Raw genomic sequence first — 18,392 nt, 5'->3', positions numbered from 1 at the left:
TTCAAAACGATGAAAAAAGCACCTATTTTTTTAGCGCCTCTATTTCACGAACGTATCTGGGGTGGAACAGAGTTGAAAAGTCAGTACGGGTATAGTATACCTTCTGCTCAAACGGGCGAGTGCTGGGCTATTTCTGCTCATCCAAACGGTCCGAATACAGTTCGAGAAGGTCATTATGCCGGCAAAACGCTAGGTGAGCTTTGGGATGAGCATCCAGAGATATTTGGGCATTTTAACAGCCCTTGCTTTCCGCTTTTAACAAAAATTTTAGATGCTAATGATGATTTATCCATTCAAGTGCATCCAGGTGATGAGTATGCGCAGGAGTTCGAAAATGGTGAGCTCGGAAAAACGGAATGTTGGTACATCCTAGACTGTAAAGAAGATGCGACGATGATTTTTGGTCATCGCGCACAAAGCAAAGAAGAATTTACGCAGTTAGTAAACGAAGGTCACTGGAATGATTTATTGCAGCGTGTAAAAATCAAGCCCGGTGATTTTTTCTATGTTCCAAGCGGTACGCTGCATGCTCTTTGTGAAGGAACTCTAGTTCTCGAAACGCAACAAAGTTCAGATACAACGTATCGTGTGTATGACTATAATCGCCTCGGACAAGAAGGAAAGCTGCGAGAACTTCACTTAGAAAAAGCGATTGATGTGACAACCATTCCTCATACTGAGTCGCATATAGAGCCTATTAGTATTCAAGAAAAAGGCGGCACCATCACTACTTTTTTAGAAGAAGATTATTTTTCTGTCTATAAATGGGACATACAGTCTTCCATTGAGTTAGTTCAAACGCAGCATTTTACATTAGGAAGTGTAATTGAAGGAAACGGAACGCTTTGGACAGAAGAAGGAGAATTTCCGCTGCAAAAAGGAGACCATTTTATTTTGCCAAATGCGATTAAAGCATTCACTTTGACAGGCCAGCTTCAAGTTATTGCCTCTTATCCAAATGAGAAGAGTAAGCGTATATACGAAACTGCACATATCGCTGGAGATATGGCGGAAATTTAATGAGTTGTGCAAGAAGATAATAAGTCATTTATCATAAATAGTATAAATATTTTACATGTTATGTCGATATAAAAATAGAAAGAAAAAATAAGAACTGTCAATATTTCATTTAATTTACAAAAGAATATAGTAAAAGAATCTTTTGTCAACTATAATGAACAGTATATTGAATTTTTAGAAGTTACTAAGTTCGGAGGTCAACTATGGAAGAGACAATTGGTTTGCGAGATTTGTTTGCAGTGCTTCGTAAGCGTCTTTGGCTTATTGTATTAATTACAATTATCGCGGCAACCGTAAGTGGAGTAGTTAGCTTTTTTGTATTAACACCTGTGTATGAATCAAAAACACAAATTTTAGTTAATCAAGCTAAAAATGATCAGCAGCTGTACAATACGCAAACAGTTCAAACGAACGTACAGCTTATCAACACGTACAATGACATCATTACAAGTCCGGCTATCTTAGATAAAGTGATCAAAGAGTTAAAACTTGATACGTCCGCTAAATCCCTAAGCGGTCAAATTCAAGTGACAAACGCACAGGACTCGCAGGTAGCACAGATTGTCGTACAAGATACAAGTGCAAAACGTGCAGCTCAAATTGCAAATACAACGGCTTCGGTTTTCCAAAAACAAGTGCCTAAACTTATGAATGTAGACAATGTCAAAGTGCTGTCAAAAGCAACGGTTGGGGAAAGTGCAAGCCCAATCAAACCTCAGCCGCTTTTAAATATTGCGATTGCGGTAGTAGTTGGTTTAATGGTAGGTATTGGACTGTCATTCTTACTTGAATACTTAGACAACACGTTGAAAACGGAGCAAGATATTGAAAATATTCTAGGACTTCCTGTGATTGGGGTTATCACGAATATTAAAGATGTGCCTAAGCCAACAAACGTATCGCGACCAGATGTAGCTGCTCGTGTACCGCAAAGAGGTGAGACGTATGGCTCGTAAAAACAAAGCTCAAAAAAACGACAAAATGATGACGTTAAAAAGACGTTTGCTTGCTCATAACAGTCCAAAAGATCCTGTAGCGGAACAGTACCGTACGATTCGTACGAATATTCAATTTTCAAACGTTGATCAAGACATTAAAACAATTGTCTTAACATCAAGCGGAGCAGAAGAAGGAAAGTCTACTACTTCTGCTAATTTAGCAACGGTTTACGCACAGCAAGGATTAAAGGTATTGCTAATTGATGCTGATTTACGTAAACCAACGGGTCATTACACGTTCCGATTAGAAAACCACATTGGCCTGACGAATGTATTAACTCGTCAATCTACGTTAGCGCAAGCGGTTCAAGAATCAGAAATTCCTCATCTTTCTGTTCTAACAAGCGGTCCGATTCCACCGAATCCATCTGAACTGTTAGCATCTGCTCAGATGACCGAGTTGTTAAAAGAAATGAAAGAGCAGTTCGATATGATTATTTTTGATACGCCTCCAATTTTAGCTGTGACTGATGCGCAGATTTTAGCGAATCAAGTAGACGGCACGATTTTAGTTGTCAGCAGCGGTAAAACAGAGAAAGACGCTGCTTTAAAATCGAAAGAGCTGTTAAGCAATGCACAAGGCAAACTGCTTGGGGTTGTGTTAAATAACCGCAAAGTAGAAGAAGGAAACTACTATTACTATTATGGTACCAATTAATTAAAGCCTCCTCGCTAGCATGTGCTAGCGAGGAGGCTTTTTGACGTGTTTTTATAGAAGTACGTATAAGGAATTATGACTATTGTTATAAAAAGTTTAAAATGTGAGATTTTTCATGGCTGAAGAACTTATAAGGAATTAGTAAAAAATTGCTGTTTATTCATGTGTTTACATTATAGCTAAAAAGTAGGTTTTTCTCGGTGAACAGCACATTTTAGGGCTTGTTTAGTAGTTCAAATGAAATGAATAGATATATTCAGACTATTCTTAAATATTTACAGGACGTTGATTAGCAGATGTTTCGACAAAAAAAGACATAGAAATACATGTTATAATATGCTAACATAAGTATTGCTTTTATTAGGTCTTAAGAAGGATAGGGGTGAGGGTAGATGATTGACTTACATTGTCACATTTTGCCTGAAGTGGACGATGGTTCTGCAAGTAACGAGATGAGTATTGAAATGGCAAAACGAGCGGTATCAGAAGGCATTACGGCTATTGTTGCTACGCCTCATCATCAGAATGGCAGATATCTCAATGAAAAAGAAGCTATTTTACAGAGTGTTGAACAATTAAATAGTCTATTAGTTCGTGAAGGAGTGCCATTAACCATTTTACCTGGTCAAGAAAACCGTATTTACGGTGAAATCTTAGACGACTATCATCAAGACAAAATACTCACTTTAAACAATACGGGAAAATACTTGTTTGTTGAATTTCCTTCGAGTCAAGTCCCTCGATACGCAGAGCGGCTGCTGTTTGATATTCAATCACAGGGAATCATCCCTATTATCGTCCATCCAGAACGAAACAGCCGTTTGTTAGAAGACCCTGATTTTCTCTATAACTTTATTAATAAAGGAGCATTAGCTCAAGTTACAGCTTCTAGCTTGGTTGGACACTTTGGAAAGAAAATAAAGAAATTTTCTCACCAGTTAATAGACGCCAACCTCGTGCATTTTGTTTCCTCAGACGCCCATAACCTTCAACATCGCTCTTTTCATATGCAAGAGGCGATTAACGTGATTGAGAATGAGCATGGAAGAGATTATTATTATATGTTTCTAGAAAACGCTCAGTGCGTTATCAACGGTACACAGTGTTACAAAGAATCTCCAGAAAAAATTATGCGGAAAAAGTTTCTAGGCATTTTTTAAAGTATAGAGGGTAGAAGCTATTGAGCAGTATAGAAACCATGAAAGAATTTGACCATTTACCTAAGAGTGTAAAGAAGGCTGTGCGGTATATTTACCAAGATGCATCTTACGATCAGCTGCTGATTTTAAAGAAACATTTAGCACATGCCATTCAGCAGAAAGAACAAGAACTTTATAAAAAAAGAGACTAGTATTTTCTATTAAAAATACTAGTGCTTTTATACATAATTTAATGAAACTAGGTGACTGCATTGCAACAGCGTATTAAAGTAATGACGATTTTTGGAACACGTCCAGAAGCCATTAAAATGGCTCCCCTTGTATTAGAATTAAATAAACGTTCAGAAGAATTTGAATCTATTGTGACCGTAACAGCTCAGCACCGTGAAATGCTAGATCAAGTGCTGCGTGTGTTTGATATTACACCGGATCACGACTTGAACATTATGAAAGATCGCCAAACGCTTATGGACGTAACAACACGCGGACTTCAAGGCCTAGATCAAGTCATGAAAGAAGTTCAGCCTGACATCGTACTTGTTCACGGCGATACAACAACAACCTTCGTCGCAGGTCTTGCGGCTTTTTATAATCAAATCAAAGTAGGCCATGTAGAAGCGGGGCTTCGTACATGGAATAAATATTCTCCGTACCCGGAAGAAATGAACCGCCAGTTAACAGGTGTATTAGCGGATCTTCATTTTGCTCCTACTACAAAATCTGCGCACAACTTATTGCAAGAAAACAAAAAAGAAGAAACGTTGTTTATTACAGGAAACACGGCAATCGATGCACTAAAAACAACCGTATTAGAAGAATATTCTCACCCGGTACTAGATCGTGTGGGCAATGACCGTTTAATTCTGTTAACTGCTCACCGCCGTGAAAATCTTGGTGAACCAATGCGCAATATGTTCCGTGCGATCAAACGAATTGTAGAGGAACATGATGACGTACAAGTTGTCTATCCTGTGCATTTAAATCCTGTTGTTCGTGAATTGGCAGACGAAGTGTTAGGAAATGATCCTCGCATTCAATTAATTGAACCTCTAGAAGTAGTAGACTTCCATAATTTCGCTTCACGTGCTCATATCATTTTAACGGATTCAGGCGGCGTGCAAGAAGAAGCTCCTTCATTAGGTGTACCGGTATTAGTACTTCGTGATACAACTGAACGTCCTGAAGGAATTGAAGCTGGAACGTTAAAGCTTGCAGGTGTAGAAGAAGAAACGATTTATTCACTTGCTAAAGAGCTTTTAACAAACGAAGAAGAATATGCGCGTATGTCTAAAGCATCGAATCCGTATGGTGATGGTCTCGCATCAAAACGTATTGCCGATGCAATTAGCGAATATTTTAGTGCTCAAAATAAGTAATTAGTAGATGGGGGAAGTTTAATCATGTCAAAAGTAAAAAAAGCAATTATTCCAGCTGCAGGATTAGGTACACGTTTCTTACCGGCAACAAAAGCAATGCCAAAAGAAATGCTTCCAATTGTAGACAAACCGACCATTCAATACATTATCGAAGAAGCAATTGAGTCTGGTATTGAAGATATTATTATTGTAACTGGTAAAGGAAAGCGTGCGATTGAAGATCATTTTGATAATGCTCCTGAACTAGAACAAAACCTTGTAGAAAAGGAAAAGTTCGAGCTTCTAGAGAAAGTGCGTCAATCAGCGAACGTAGAAATTCACTACATCCGTCAAAAAGAGCCAAAAGGATTAGGGCATGCGGTTTGGTGTGCGCGCAAATTTATTGGAGATGAGCCGTTTGCTGTACTGTTAGGAGACGACATTGTTCAAGCAGACACGCCTTGCTTGCGTCAGTTAATGAATCAGTATGACGAAACGTTATCTTCTGTGATTGGTGTGCAGACGGTTCCAGAAAACGAAACGAACCGTTACGGAATTGTAGATCCTATTTCAAGCAATGGTCGCCGTTATCAAGTGGATACATTTGTTGAAAAGCCAGCATTAGGAACAGCTCCTTCTAATCTAGCTATTATGGGACGTTATATCTTCACGCCTGAAATCTTTAAGTTTTTAGAACAGCAGGAAGTAGGCGCCGGTGGAGAGATTCAATTAACGGATGCGATTCAAAAGCTGAACGAAATTCAGCGCGTATTTGCTTACGACTTTGAAGGCAAACGTTACGATGTGGGTGAAAAGCTCGGCTTTATTCAAACGTCGCTAGAATTTGCTCTTCAGCATGAAGATTTACGTGATGATTTACTTACATTTATGGATGAGCTATTACAAAGAGAAAACGTAAAAGCTTAATTGATGTTTCACTAGTTCGCTTGGCGAGCTAGTGAAATTGTATTGGAGTGAAGTTGCTTTGACAAAAAGGGTACTTGTGATTTCTCAACATTTTTATCCTGAAATCGGTAGTGCAGGAAATCGTATAAAAAATATATATAAACTTTTAAAAGATGAAAATTATGACGTAAATGTACTGACGACTGAGCCCACATATCCAAATAAAAAGATCTATCATGACGAACAGTTTTGGGATGATGAGTCAATTGACGAAGAAAATGATGTAACGCGCATTGGTGTGAAAAATCGCAAGTATTCTAGAAGTATTATCAATCGTTTAATGTATTATTTAGAAATTGCTTTTAAAATGATGTTATTCATTTTAACTGACCGAAAACAGTACGATGTGGTTTTCGTTACATCTCCGCCTATTTTTATTGCTGTCGTCGGGCTGCTTGCCAAATACCGTTATCGAAGGCCGCTTATTTTAGACATTCGAGATTTATGGCCTGAATCGTTAAAAGGCGTAGGTGTGTTCAATTATCCTGTCGTCATTTCTGTTTTCAGTCGCTTAGAGAAAATTCTCTATGTGAAAGCTGATCATATTATCGTAAACAGCGAAGGCTTTATTCGGTTTATGACAGAGAAATATGCTATTCCTTTAAACAAAATTCATTTTATGCCTAATGCTGCAAATCGTAACGAAATTTCAATGATTGAATCTGGAAGCGATGTATTTAAAGTTATGTATGCAGGCAATATTGGTTTAGCACAAGATGTAACGGTTCTAATGGACCTTGCAAAAGAACTAAATGAGTATAATATTGAATTGACGGTTATGGGATATGGGTTTAAAAAGAAAGAGTTTGTAAGCTTTGCCAAAGAGCATAAGTTAACAAATGTTCGATTTATTAAGCCAACTACTCGTCAAGAATGTTTACATATTATTTCTGAACATCATATTGGAATTGTGACGTTGAACGGTAAGCAAGTATTTGAAACGGTTCTTCCTGGTAAGATCATTGATTACATGACGTGTGGAATCCCGATTGTCGCATCGGTTTCTGGTTATGCCAAAGACGTAATTGTTTCACATGAAGCTGGAATTGTATCAGAGACAAATACAGCAGATGAGATGCTCAGACACATTCTATACTTGTATCAGCACCCTTCTAAAAGAGGCGAAATGTCTCGCAATAGCTTAAATTATGTAAAAAAGCATTTCTTCTGGGAGAAAAACATCGAAGTATTAATACGTTTAATAGAGAATAAAAGTTCTGAACCGCTTCATGTGGAGCAGACAGAATCAGTGGATAAGGTTGAAGTATTATGAAAAAAAATGTCTGTATGTTTGTATGGAATCATTTTACCAATGATGCGCGCGTCCTGCGCGAATGTACGGCTTTATCAGAGAATGGTTACGCCGTTGATTTAATTTGTATTCACGATCCGAACAATCCGGATTTAAAACAGTATGAAGAAGTAAATGAACATTTTCACGTCCATCGCGTAAAGCGTTATCCTTCTTCACTGCTTTTTATGAAAAAAGCGTACCGTGCCCTTCTAAAATATAAAGTGCTCGCTCTGATCGCTTTTTTGCTGTGGTTAGGAGCAGCGTACGTAGCTCCTTATGTAGTTCTTCCTGTTACGATCGTAGCCGCGCTGTTATTAAAAACGAAGCTGCAAGTGGTTTGGGTAAGAGGAAGCATTATCTTAAGGATGATTTTAAAAGGCAGGAAGAAGAAATACGAGATTTATCACTCGAATGATTTAAATACGCTTCCTCAAGGATTTATCTGTTCAAAGCTTCGCTTTAAGCGTAAGTATCTTGTCTATGATTCTCACGAGGTGCAAACGAGCAGAACGGGCTATGACAGCGGCGTATACGCAAAAATGGAGTCGTTCTTTATTAATAAAATTGACTCTATGATTGTAGAAAATCATACACGTGCAAAATACAATGAAGATTTATACGGCTTTTATCCAAACGTTGTCTATAACTATCCGTTTCGCCCAAAAAAGAAGCAGCAGCAACAAGTGAATTTACACGAACGCTTAGGGCTTCCTGAAAATGAAAAAATTCTGCTGTATCAAGGCGGCATCCAAACGGGACGAGGCCTTGAAAAGCTTGTTCAAGCGGCTCCGTTATTTAAAGAAGGAACGTTAGTCTTTATTGGAGACGGACGCATCAAGCCAGAGCTAGAGCGTATGGTAGCTGAAATGAAGTTAGAAGATAAAGTGAAGTTTATTCCAAAAGTGCCCTTGCAAGACTTGCCGAAGTATACAAAAAATGCATACTTAGGTTTTCAAGTATTAAATAATGTGTGCTTTAATCACTACTCGGCTTCTTCGAATAAGTTATTTGAATACATCATGAGCGATGTACCGGTAGTAGCATGCGACTTTCCAGAGATTAAAAAAGTAGTAGAAGGAGAGCAGATTGGATTGTGTGTAGATTCGCATGATTACAAAGAGATTGCGAGTGCTGTCAATCAGTTATTACGAGATCCTGTGCTGCGCGCAACGATGAGCAGCAACTGTAAAACAGCGAAGTTCAAGTACAACTGGGAAAGTGAACAAGTTCAATTTTTGAAAGTCTATCAAGCAATATAACGTAAAAGGAGGAACTTACGCGTATGGGTGTCAAACTCCATAGCCATGTATCTGTAGAAGTTCTGGAAAAAGAACTTCAAGTGGTTAAATCGGAACTAATCGAACAATTAAACATAAGAGAAAAAGAATTAAAAGAGTACCAGGATTTGCAAAAGCGCTATACGATGCTAGAAAAAAGATATGCGGCTATCAGCCGTTCTTTTCTAGGAAAGTTAACGCTAAAGTACTGGACGGTTCGAAAGCGAATGGGTACAAATAAAGCAACAAAGGGGCATAGATAATGATCAGTGATATTCAAAAGCGTATGAAGTCGATTACGCAAAAAAGAGATTGGGCAAAAGCACATCGCATTCCAAGCCTAGAGTTTTCAGAAGTCGAAGCGAACAGCGGCTGGTTTAAAAAGCATCAAGTTGCTGTTTCATTTAATGAAGACGACCGAAGTTTTACTGTTGATTTGAATTCTAACAACTATACGTATCTAACTTATCGCGAGCAGAATATCGACTTTCGACAAGCTCCTTTAGAAGAAAATATTGCATTTGACTTTTCAAGTCAGCAAACGCTTGTCTTCAAAGGGACAAAAAGTGAAAGTGTCTCCGTCGAGTTATTCATTATTGAATATAAAAATCGTCAAAAAGTAGGTATACATAGATTTGAAATGAACAGTGAAGGTATTATACCGTTCTCTCAATCTACTGATTCTATCCGCTTAGCGCTGCGCGTGAAAGGGCAGGGAACATTTAAAATTGAGAGCATGTTAATCAATGACCGAGGATTCTGGAATCAAAGCGAGCTTTTGACAGAAGGAAATTATATTGTTTTAGAACAAAATCAGTGGTACATGCCTAAATCCGATCAATTATACTATGATCCATTTAACAAAAAGTTCAACGTAAGTTTTGAAGATAAGCAATTCGCGTATGTAACGCACCGAGAAGGAAATGCTGCTTTCTCTGCTCAGCCTGCAAGTCCAGTGGCTGTTCATGACGACACACTATCGGTTTGCTTCCAAGGCGAGAAAGAGAATTCTGTTGATGTACGTCTTGCTATTGTCTTTTACCAAGACGGGAAAAAAGTAGGAACAGATGAATTAAAGTTAAACAATAAAAAGCTGATTCATTTCCAAGAAGAATATAACGCTATTCGTCTAGCAGTGAGAGTATCTGGTAAAGGTGAATTTAAGCTTGATGATATCATCATCAACAACGTCTCTTATTGGTGGGTTCATGATGTTGAAGTAACCGTTCCTAAAATGACGGTTGATGCACCTGTTAAATATGCTCTTAACGAACACTCTCTTAAAGGATGGCAAGAGTCAAATAATGGTGTTATTTATCATCCTTGGAACCAGCTGTTTCAATCTAAGTTAAAAGGGCAGGAATTCATTCATTTAACAGCTCAGCACTTTAACACAAGTGAAAATATCTCAGTAGCTGTTGATCATGATTCTACGTATGTTATTACGCCAGCAGGTGAAGTGTACGAAGGTATTGAGTTAGTTGTATATGCCGTAGGATATAAAAACAGCAAGCAAAATGAAATTCATCAGCTTGAACTGAATGAAAAAGCTGAACTGCGTTTCAAAAAAGATACAGAACACGTTGAGTTTTTAATACGTGTGACAGAGAGCGGATTCTTTAAAGGCCTGCAAATTAACATTCAAGAAAAGCCAATTGAAATTACCAACAGTGCACAGCTAGAGTTACAAGCTTCAGATTGGTTTGCAAGCGCGAAGAAATTAATACAGCTTTCTACATCAGACAAAGGACTGCACGGTTCAGTAAATATTGAAGCTGGAAAAAACAGCTATATTTCGTATAAAGAAACAAATAACAGTTTTAAAATGCTTCCGACTCATCATATCATGACGATGCAAAAAGGATTTGAATATGAGTTCACTGTAAAAGGGAAAGCAGATGAAGATGTAGCTGTGATTCCAATGTTTATTGGATATTCAGATGAAGAAAAGCTTCAAGTGCTGCAGCTAAAATTTAACTCAATGACAAAAGTTCAAATTCATCCTGATATTACACAGTTCCGAATTGCTTTACGCGTTTCTGGAAAAGGTGAATTTGATGTTCATACGATTTCTATTAATGAAATGAAAAGCATTGAACGAGAGCAGTCATTAGATTACGTAGCAAAACAAGAAGTAGATGCATTTAACATGCTTCCTCCAAAGCCTATCAAAGAAATGAAGATGGCGGTTATTTTTGACGAATTTACGACGGCTTCTTATGAACATGAGTGTAAATTAATTAAAATGACGCCGGATAACTGGCTTGAGGTTATGACAAAGGAACAGCCAGACTTGCTAATGGTTGAATCTGCTTGGCGTGGTAACGGAGGCGTTTGGAATAAGCGTGTTGGTTACTACGGAGAAGAAAATATGAAGCCTCTTTACTCACTGTTAGCTTGGTGTAAAGAGCATAATGTGCCAACCGTATTCTGGAACAAGGAAGATCCTGTTCACTTTAATCGTTTTATTGAAACAGCTAGACGATTTGATTACATTTTCACAACGGATGAAAACATGGTTCCTTACTACCAAGAAAGAGCTGGACATCAAAACGCATTTGCGCTGCCGTTTGCTGCGCAGCCGGCTATTCATAATCCGATTAAAATTGTGGACGAACGCGAAAACAAAGCATGTTTCGCGGGATCTTATTATCGTCACCATGAAGAAAGATGTATTGATATGGATCGATTATTAGATGCCGCGGCTAAAGTGGGATTAGATATTTATGATCGAAACTATATTCAAAACTTAAAAGGGCTTATGCCAAATCATCAATTCCCAGATCGCTTTGTTCCTTATGTAAAAGGAAACTTAAAGTATTACGAAATTGACAAAGCATATAAAGGCTACAAAGTTATGATTAACGTAAATACAGTAAAAGAATCTCCGACTATGTTCTCTCGCCGTGTATATGAAGGGTTAGCATGTGGAACGCCTGTTATTAGTACGTACGCACAGGGAATTGGAGAAATTTTCGGTGATCTTGTTTATATGTCTGAAGATCCAATGAGTTTGCATGAAGAATTTAAGCAACTGTTAGAAGATGAGCGTTACTACGAAGAAAAAGCATTAACGGGTATTCGAGATGTATTAACTAAGCATACGTATACGCATCGCTTAGAGTACATTATTGAGAAAGTGGGCTTAAACTTTGCTTTTGAACTGCCAACAGTTACGGTAGTCGCGATTGCTAATACGCGTCAAGAGTTTGAGAACATCATTGATCAATTTAACCGTCAAGCTTATGACAATAAGCAATTATATATTTTAGTAGATACATTTGATGGCTATTTAGATCTTTATAATAAATACAACACAAAAACCATTCACACGTTTGTTCGCAGTTATATGCACAACTACTTAAACATTCGCGATTGGATTTCAAGTGAGTATGTAACGTATTTTGGCCAAGACAGCTATTACGGGCAAAATTATTTACTAGATTTAATGCTGAGCACAACGTTTACGGACAGTGACTTTATTGGTAAAACAACTCACTACAGTGTGGAAAACGGAAAGCTTGAAGAGAAAAATGCAGGTCAAGAATACGAGTTTGTAAGAGAGTTATCGTCACAGAGCTCCGTTGCTAAAACAAATGTATACAGCAATCTTTCACTTGAGCAAGTAATTAATCTCTTTGAACAAGATCAAAGTCTTGCGTCATATGCTAAATACGGCAAGCAGTTCTTTAGTAATGACAAATTTAATTACTTGAAATTAGAAGATAGCAGTAAGGACGACATCACTGCTATGGTAAATAAAATAGAGCTGTGAGGTTACAAAAATGAAAAAGATATTATTTGCAGGACATGATTTGAAATTTGCACGTATCATTATGGACCGTTTGGCAAGCCGTCCTGGGTTTGAAATTAAAACGGACGAGTGGAGTGGCCATAATGCTCATGATGAAGAACAGAGCCAAGCTTGCTTAGAGTGGGCAGACGTTATTGTTTGCGAATGGGGACTTGGAAATGCAGTGTGGTATTCTCATCATAAAAAGCCTCATCAGCAGTTAATTGTACGCATGCATCTTCAAGAGCGTGATACGATTTACCCTCATAGTTTTAACATGGAAAATATCGATAAAATTATCGCGATTTCTCCATACGTATATGAAGAATTTTATCGAACGTTTAATTTTCCGCGTGAAAAGATGACGATGATTTATAACGTAGTCGATACAGAAAAAGTGGATGGTTCTAAAACGGAAGACGCTAAGTATCATTTAGGCATCATCGGAATTTGTCCGCAGCGAAAGCGTCTAGACTTGGCTGTAGATATGCTAGATAAGTTATGGCATCAAGATAATCGCTATAAGCTGTTTGTTAAAGGAAAAATGCCGCAGGAATATTCGTGGCTATGGAATAAAGAAGAAGAGCGTGAATATTACGAAGCAATTTTTAATCGTATCGAAAAAGCTCCGTGGAAAGACGCTGTTATTTTTGAAGGGTTCGGCGATATTTCTGAATGGCTTTCAAAGGTAGGAATTGTTCTATCAACAAGTGATTTTGAAAGTTTCCACCTTTCACCAAGTGAAGGGATGGCTTCAGGTGCTTATCCAATCATTCTCAACTGGGATGGCAGTGATACGATCTATCCGAAAGAGTATCTTCTATCTGATGTTGAGGAAGCAGTAGCGCGTATTCTAGCACTGAACTCAAAAGAAACAGATGCAGAGCTTCAAGCTTCTTTAAAAGAGTATGTAAAGCAGCACTTTGGAGCTGAAAAAGTAGCGAATCAATGGGAAGAGTTAATTGTGAACGTTGCGGAACCTGTTTTAAGTTAATCTATAAGTTCCTTTTGAAATTTATAGTTTGTATGCGTACAGCGCGCATATGAGAAAGTGGGAAATGACTGAATGATAAATACAAAAAAAGCATTAACGGCATTGGATGAAGAAAAAATTCAAAAGCTGATGAGGATCTTACCGAAAAGTCGGAATAAAGATCCGCTAGCAGCTGCTAAAAACATTATGGGTAATAAATATCCGCTTCCGCCTTTTGGGGTCATTCGATACCCAAAAGGAATTCTATGGAATGAAGATAAATCTAGAAGTTTTTTACGCTTGATTCATGGTCATACTTTTTTAGGATGTTTGACGGATGCTTACGAAGAAACAAAAGAAGAGCAGTACAAAGATAAAGCCATTGGTTTAGTCAAAGATTGGATTCAGAAAAACCCTTATCCTAATGGTTCAAATGAAATGGCTTTTCACGATGAAACAACGGCAATGCGTTTGCAGTATTGGTTGAGATTATACATCTTAGCGAAGGACAAGCTTGCTTCGTCGGATGAACAGCTTCTCTTAGAGAATATGGCTAAAACAGCTAATTTACTGTCTCAAGATGATTTTCATTCAACAAATACAAATCACGGCATGTTCCAAGATATTTCTTTGCTTGCTTACGCAATGTATTTTGAAGAAGCAGATAATGAGTCGGATCGTTATCGTGATATTGCATTAAAGCGTCTTGTTGATTACTTTACCTATGTGTATACAGAAGAAGGCGTACATAAGGAACATTCGCCGTCTTATCATTTTCTCGTATCCAATTATTTAAATAAATTGGTTGTATGGCTGAAGGATTTGAGCCCTAACCACGCAAAGTTTTTCGTTGATTTATTTAAAAAGACAGAAAAATACGCAACCTATATTATTCGACCAGACGGATTATTCCCGCCTCTTTGTGATACAGAGTCTAAGCCTGTTGTAAACAGCAGCTACCGAAGCTTGTACAAAAGTGAAGAGTTTTTATATGCAGTTCATCAAGGGAAAGCGGGCAGAATGCCTGTAGAAAAAGATGCGGTGTTCAAAGACTCGGGTTATGCAATTTTCAGAAGCGGATGGGAAAGAAAAGAAAAAGAAACGTACGTACTGTTTTCTGCAGCTTATCATACTAGTTACCATAAGCACAGTGATGACTTAAATATGCACATTTATTCAAACGGTGATATCATTACAGAAGCTGGGCCAAATGGATATAATTACAAAGATAAGTTTACGAAATATGCATATTCTTCATTTGGACACAACACGCTAATCGTGGACGGACGCGGTCTTCCTCGAGTGGATCATCAGCACGAAAAAGTATATATAAAAGATTATCAGCTAACGGAAGACTACTCGGAAGCAACGGGAGTGAATGAACGTTATAGTGGAGTTACTCACACACGTAACGTACGCTATAACAAGCAGCTTGAGCATATCACTGTACGTGATCAAGTCGCTTCAGAAGATACTCATCAATACAAGCTGTTTTGGCATGTAGCTCCGGAATTAGAAGTTCACGTAAGAGATCAAATTGTCGAGTTATTTAGAAACAATAACAAAGTAGCTGAACTTGAAATTACATCTACTACAGATGTGAATATACGAGCTGTGCGTGAACAAACAGTTCCGCATGTGCAAGGATGGGTATTTCCTAAAATGGAAGCGAAAAAACCTGCTACTGTGCTTGAGCTGGATTTCAGCAGCGGCAAAGATTCGGTTGAAGTAGTAACAGAATTCCGCTTGGCGAATTATAAAATCGCAGCAAGAGATCAAGGGCCATTTGAATTAGAGTCACATTACCAATCTATGAATGGCGTGAAGTATCATTTTGTTCCAGCAGCTGATGAGACATTACAGGATAAATTGGTTATTGTCTTTTCTGCTTTAGCTAATAAATATCATTATGTATATAATTATATGAAAACGTTAGATGAAGTGGGAGCAAATAAACTTTTCATTTTAGATGATTTTGGTGAACAAGGCTCTTACTACTTAGGCAAAAATAGAAATCATGTGATTGAAACAAGCGTATCTTCGCTTATTCAATATATTATGTCCAAGCACGATTTTACGCACAAAAATGTTATGACCGTAGGCTCGTCTAAAGGCGGCTATGCGGCGTTATACTATGGAATTAAGTATCATTTTGGACAAGTAATTGCCGGTGCTCCTCAAAGTAAATTAGGAGACTTTTTGATTGATCAGGCAGAGCATGTCAACATTGCAGAGTATATTTCAGGCTCGGATAATGTAAACAAAGAATACTTAAACCAAATTCTATTTAACTTACTAGATCAGCCTGTAGATAGCGCACCAGACATCCGTTTGTATGTAGGAACGTGGGATTATCATCACAAAAGTCATGTCCTTCCGCTGTATCACCAGCTAAAAGACAGAGGGTATAAAGTAACGCTAGATTTAGAAGATCGAGCGAATCATAAAGACTTAAAAGGTTATTTTCCTCTGTATCTTGGCCGAACGATTAGCGAAATTTTAGATGTGCAGTATGTCGAACATGTGCCATTTAAAATTAAAAGAGCTCTTTTAAAAGATAACAAGAGCTACTTTATTGCAAGATGTGATACAGAAGGCCACGGCAATTTGGAGTACGCATACTACATTTACAAAGACGATAAAATTGTTCATAAAACGTCTTATATCGAGGAAGAAATTTTCCGCTATAAGCCAAGAGCTAAAGGCGAATACAGATGTAGAATTTTTGTAAGAAATCAATACAAACAAAAAGCGGTTAGAGACACGAATAGTGTCTTTATATAAAACATTATTAAGCAGTTAACACAGGAGGAAATAAAATGAAACTTTGTACAGTAGGATTAGGATATATTGGATTACCAACGTCTATTATGTTTGCAAAACATGATGTGGATGTTGTAGGTGTCGACGTAAGTCAACGCGTAATTGAATCATTAAACAATGGAAAAATCCATTTAGAAGAGCCTGGTTTGCAGGAGGCATTAAATGAAGTAATTGAAAAAGGTACATTCCGCGCAGCATTACAGCCGGAAAAAGCAGATGCATTCATCGTAGCTGTACCAACACCAAACCATGATGACCAACACAAATCATGTGATCTATCATATGTATTAAGCGCTGTAAGCAACGTCATTCCTTACTTAGAAAAAGGAAACGTATTAATCGTAGAATCTACAATTGCACCTCGCAGCATGGATGACCATGTAAAACCGCTAGTAGAAGCAGCTGGCTTTGAAGTTGGAAAAGACGTGTTCTTAGTACATTGTCCAGAACGTGTACTTCCAGGACAAATTCTTCACGAACTAATCCACAACAACCGTATTGTTGGGGGACTTACGCCAAATTGTACAGAAGCTGGTGCAATGGTATACAGTACATTTGTACAAGGTGAAATCATTAAGACAGATGCAAAAACAGCAGAAATGTCAAAACTAATGGAAAACACATTCCGTGATGTAAACATCGCGCTAGCAAACGAATTAACAAAAGTATGTAACGAATTAGAAATCGATGCGTTAGAAGTTGTTCAAATGGCTAACAAGCATCCGCGTGTAAACCTTCATACACCAGGACCAGGTGTAGGCGGACACTGCTTGGCTGTAGATCCATATTTTATCGTTGCGAAAGCGCCTAAAACAGCTCAGCTTATTAATCTAGCAAGAACAATTAACACGTCTATGCCTCAATACGTAGTAGACAACACAAATGCTCTAATGGAAAAAGTGGACGGCCGCGTTGTGACAGTATTCGGTTTAACATATAAAGGAAACGTAGACGACATCCGTGAAAGTCCAGCAATGGAAATCTATGATTTATTAAAAGCAGAAGGCAAATACGAAATTCGCGCATTTGATCCTCACGTGGAACAAGATTGGGTTGAACAAGATATCAAGGAAGCTGTACGCAATTCTGACCTAGTTCTTGTGTTAACAGACCATAATGAATTCAAAGAATTAAACTGGAGCGAATTAGAAGGTATGGCAACAAAACGTATTTTCGATACGAAAAACGTGGTAGCTAACCGTTCTGACGATTTCAGCTACATTAACTATGGTAACCTACATGCATTCCTTAAGAAGGAAGAAGTAATGGCATGAATTCTGTAGGGAGGATTTTGAAAGAACAATCCTCAAATTTTCATTTAATATTGAGATTATCTCTTTATGATGCAAAAAGTAAATACCAAATGCACTATCTTGGAGCTGTATGGCAGTTTTTAGGACCTGCCATACAGATTCTTCTGTACTGGCTTGTTTTTGGATTAGGAATTCGTGGAGGGGCACCCGTACATGGAATTCCATTCTTTGTATGGCTAATTGCAGGGTTAATCCCTTGGTTTTTTATTAGCCCTTCCATTACTCAAGGTTCAAACAGTGTGTATGCAAGGGTAAGTTTGGTTTCAAAAATGAAGTTTCCAGTCAGTGTACTGCCAACTGTCACGATTGTCAGTAACAGTTTTCAGTTCATCATTATGATGCTGGTTATGGGAGTTATCTTCGTCATTTATGGAATTAATCCGGGATGGTATTTACTTCAATTGCCATATTATTTAGTAGCATTATTTGTATTTTTATTTGCACTCACGCTGCTAACATCAACTATTTCAACGTTAATAAGAGATTTTCAGCAAATATTACAATCATTAATGAGAATGGTGCTTTACTTATTGCCTATTTTATGGGATACGTCTAAATTGTCACATGTATATGAAACGATTTTAAAATTAAATCCACTCTTTTACATCGTGCAAGGATTTAGATATTCATTGTTAGGTTACGGTTGGTTTTATGAGGATTGGATATACACATTATATTTTTGGGTTATCACATTATTAATACTAACAGTAGGATCAATCCTGCATTTGAAATTCAGAAATAAATTCATCGATTACTTGTAAT

At 37.7% G+C, this 18,392-nt stretch carries 15 protein-coding genes; all 15 read left to right on the top strand.

Annotated features, from left to right (window positions below):
* The first annotated feature begins 9 nt into the window (after window positions 1–9).
* Window positions 10–1,020: a mannose-6-phosphate isomerase, class I gene (manA, locus tag ACO1DI_RS25250; protein WP_423145698.1), complete on the top strand. Its 1,011-nt coding sequence runs from the start codon at window positions 10–12 to the stop codon at window positions 1,018–1,020.
* A 203-nt stretch (window positions 1,021–1,223) separates the two neighbouring features.
* Window positions 1,224–1,976 carry a YveK family protein gene (locus ACO1DI_RS25245; RefSeq protein ID WP_208732627.1) on the top strand — a complete coding sequence of 251 codons (753 nt, stop codon included), beginning with the start codon at window positions 1,224–1,226 and terminating at the stop codon, window positions 1,974–1,976.
* Window positions 1,966–2,676, top strand: a complete 711-nt coding sequence (locus ACO1DI_RS25240; RefSeq protein ID WP_423145697.1) for a CpsD/CapB family tyrosine-protein kinase — start codon at window positions 1,966–1,968, stop codon at window positions 2,674–2,676. Before ACO1DI_RS25245 ends, ACO1DI_RS25240 begins: the two co-directional genes overlap by 11 nt.
* A gap of 392 nt (window positions 2,677–3,068) precedes the next feature.
* Complete coding sequence (locus tag ACO1DI_RS25235) at window positions 3,069–3,836, top strand: tyrosine-protein phosphatase (RefSeq protein ID WP_423145696.1); 768 nt, start codon at window positions 3,069–3,071, stop codon at window positions 3,834–3,836.
* A 20-nt stretch (window positions 3,837–3,856) separates the two neighbouring features.
* On the top strand, window positions 3,857–4,027 hold the full coding sequence (locus ACO1DI_RS25230) for a hypothetical protein (protein WP_156602958.1): 171 nt from the start codon (window positions 3,857–3,859) through the stop codon (window positions 4,025–4,027).
* 60 nt (window positions 4,028–4,087) lie between these two features.
* Window positions 4,088–5,212 (top strand): non-hydrolyzing UDP-N-acetylglucosamine 2-epimerase, encoded by a 1,125-nt coding sequence (wecB, locus tag ACO1DI_RS25225; protein WP_423145746.1) that lies wholly within the window; start codon window positions 4,088–4,090, stop codon window positions 5,210–5,212.
* Window positions 5,213–5,236: 24 nt separating this feature from the next.
* Window positions 5,237–6,118 (top strand): UTP--glucose-1-phosphate uridylyltransferase GalU, encoded by an 882-nt coding sequence (gene galU / locus ACO1DI_RS25220; protein ID WP_208732624.1) that lies wholly within the window; start codon window positions 5,237–5,239, stop codon window positions 6,116–6,118.
* Window positions 6,119–6,176: 58 nt separating this feature from the next.
* A complete protein-coding gene (locus tag ACO1DI_RS25215; RefSeq protein ID WP_049163383.1) occupies window positions 6,177–7,430 on the top strand; it encodes a glycosyltransferase family 4 protein in 1,254 nt (417 codons plus the stop codon).
* On the top strand, window positions 7,424–8,710 hold the full coding sequence (locus ACO1DI_RS25210) for a glycosyltransferase (protein ID WP_208733497.1): 1,287 nt from the start codon (window positions 7,424–7,426) through the stop codon (window positions 8,708–8,710). The genes ACO1DI_RS25215 and ACO1DI_RS25210 overlap by 7 nt, the downstream gene beginning before the upstream one ends.
* 23 nt (window positions 8,711–8,733) lie before the next feature.
* Window positions 8,734–8,991, top strand: coding sequence for a hypothetical protein (locus ACO1DI_RS25205; protein ID WP_043979847.1), 258 nt, complete (start codon window positions 8,734–8,736; stop codon window positions 8,989–8,991).
* Window positions 8,991–12,503, top strand: coding sequence for a CgeB family protein (locus tag ACO1DI_RS25200; protein WP_423145695.1), 3,513 nt, complete (start codon window positions 8,991–8,993; stop codon window positions 12,501–12,503). The genes ACO1DI_RS25205 and ACO1DI_RS25200 overlap by 1 nt, the downstream gene beginning before the upstream one ends.
* Before the next feature lie 10 nt (window positions 12,504–12,513).
* A complete protein-coding gene (locus tag ACO1DI_RS25195; protein ID WP_155010331.1) occupies window positions 12,514–13,515 on the top strand; it encodes a glycosyltransferase family 4 protein in 1,002 nt (333 codons plus the stop codon).
* Window positions 13,516–13,587: 72 nt separating this feature from the next.
* The gene (locus ACO1DI_RS25190; RefSeq protein WP_208732622.1) at window positions 13,588–16,278 is read left to right on the top strand and encodes an accessory Sec system protein Asp2; all 2,691 of its coding nucleotides are present in this window, start codon (window positions 13,588–13,590) and stop codon (window positions 16,276–16,278) included.
* 35 nt (window positions 16,279–16,313) lie between these two features.
* Window positions 16,314–17,591, top strand: a complete 1,278-nt coding sequence (locus ACO1DI_RS25185; protein ID WP_043979840.1) for a nucleotide sugar dehydrogenase — start codon at window positions 16,314–16,316, stop codon at window positions 17,589–17,591.
* Complete coding sequence (locus ACO1DI_RS25180) at window positions 17,588–18,391, top strand: ABC transporter permease (protein WP_049163404.1); 804 nt, start codon at window positions 17,588–17,590, stop codon at window positions 18,389–18,391. Before ACO1DI_RS25185 ends, ACO1DI_RS25180 begins: the two co-directional genes overlap by 4 nt.
* Window position 18,392: the final 1 nt, after the last annotated feature.

The sequence above is a fragment of the Priestia sp. 40 genome, from assembly GCF_049368575.1.
GTDB lineage: Bacteria > Bacillota > Bacilli > Bacillales > Bacillaceae_H > Priestia > Priestia zanthoxyli.
Note: the sequence above shows the minus strand (reverse complement) of the source record. Positions and strands in the feature narration are given on the sequence as shown.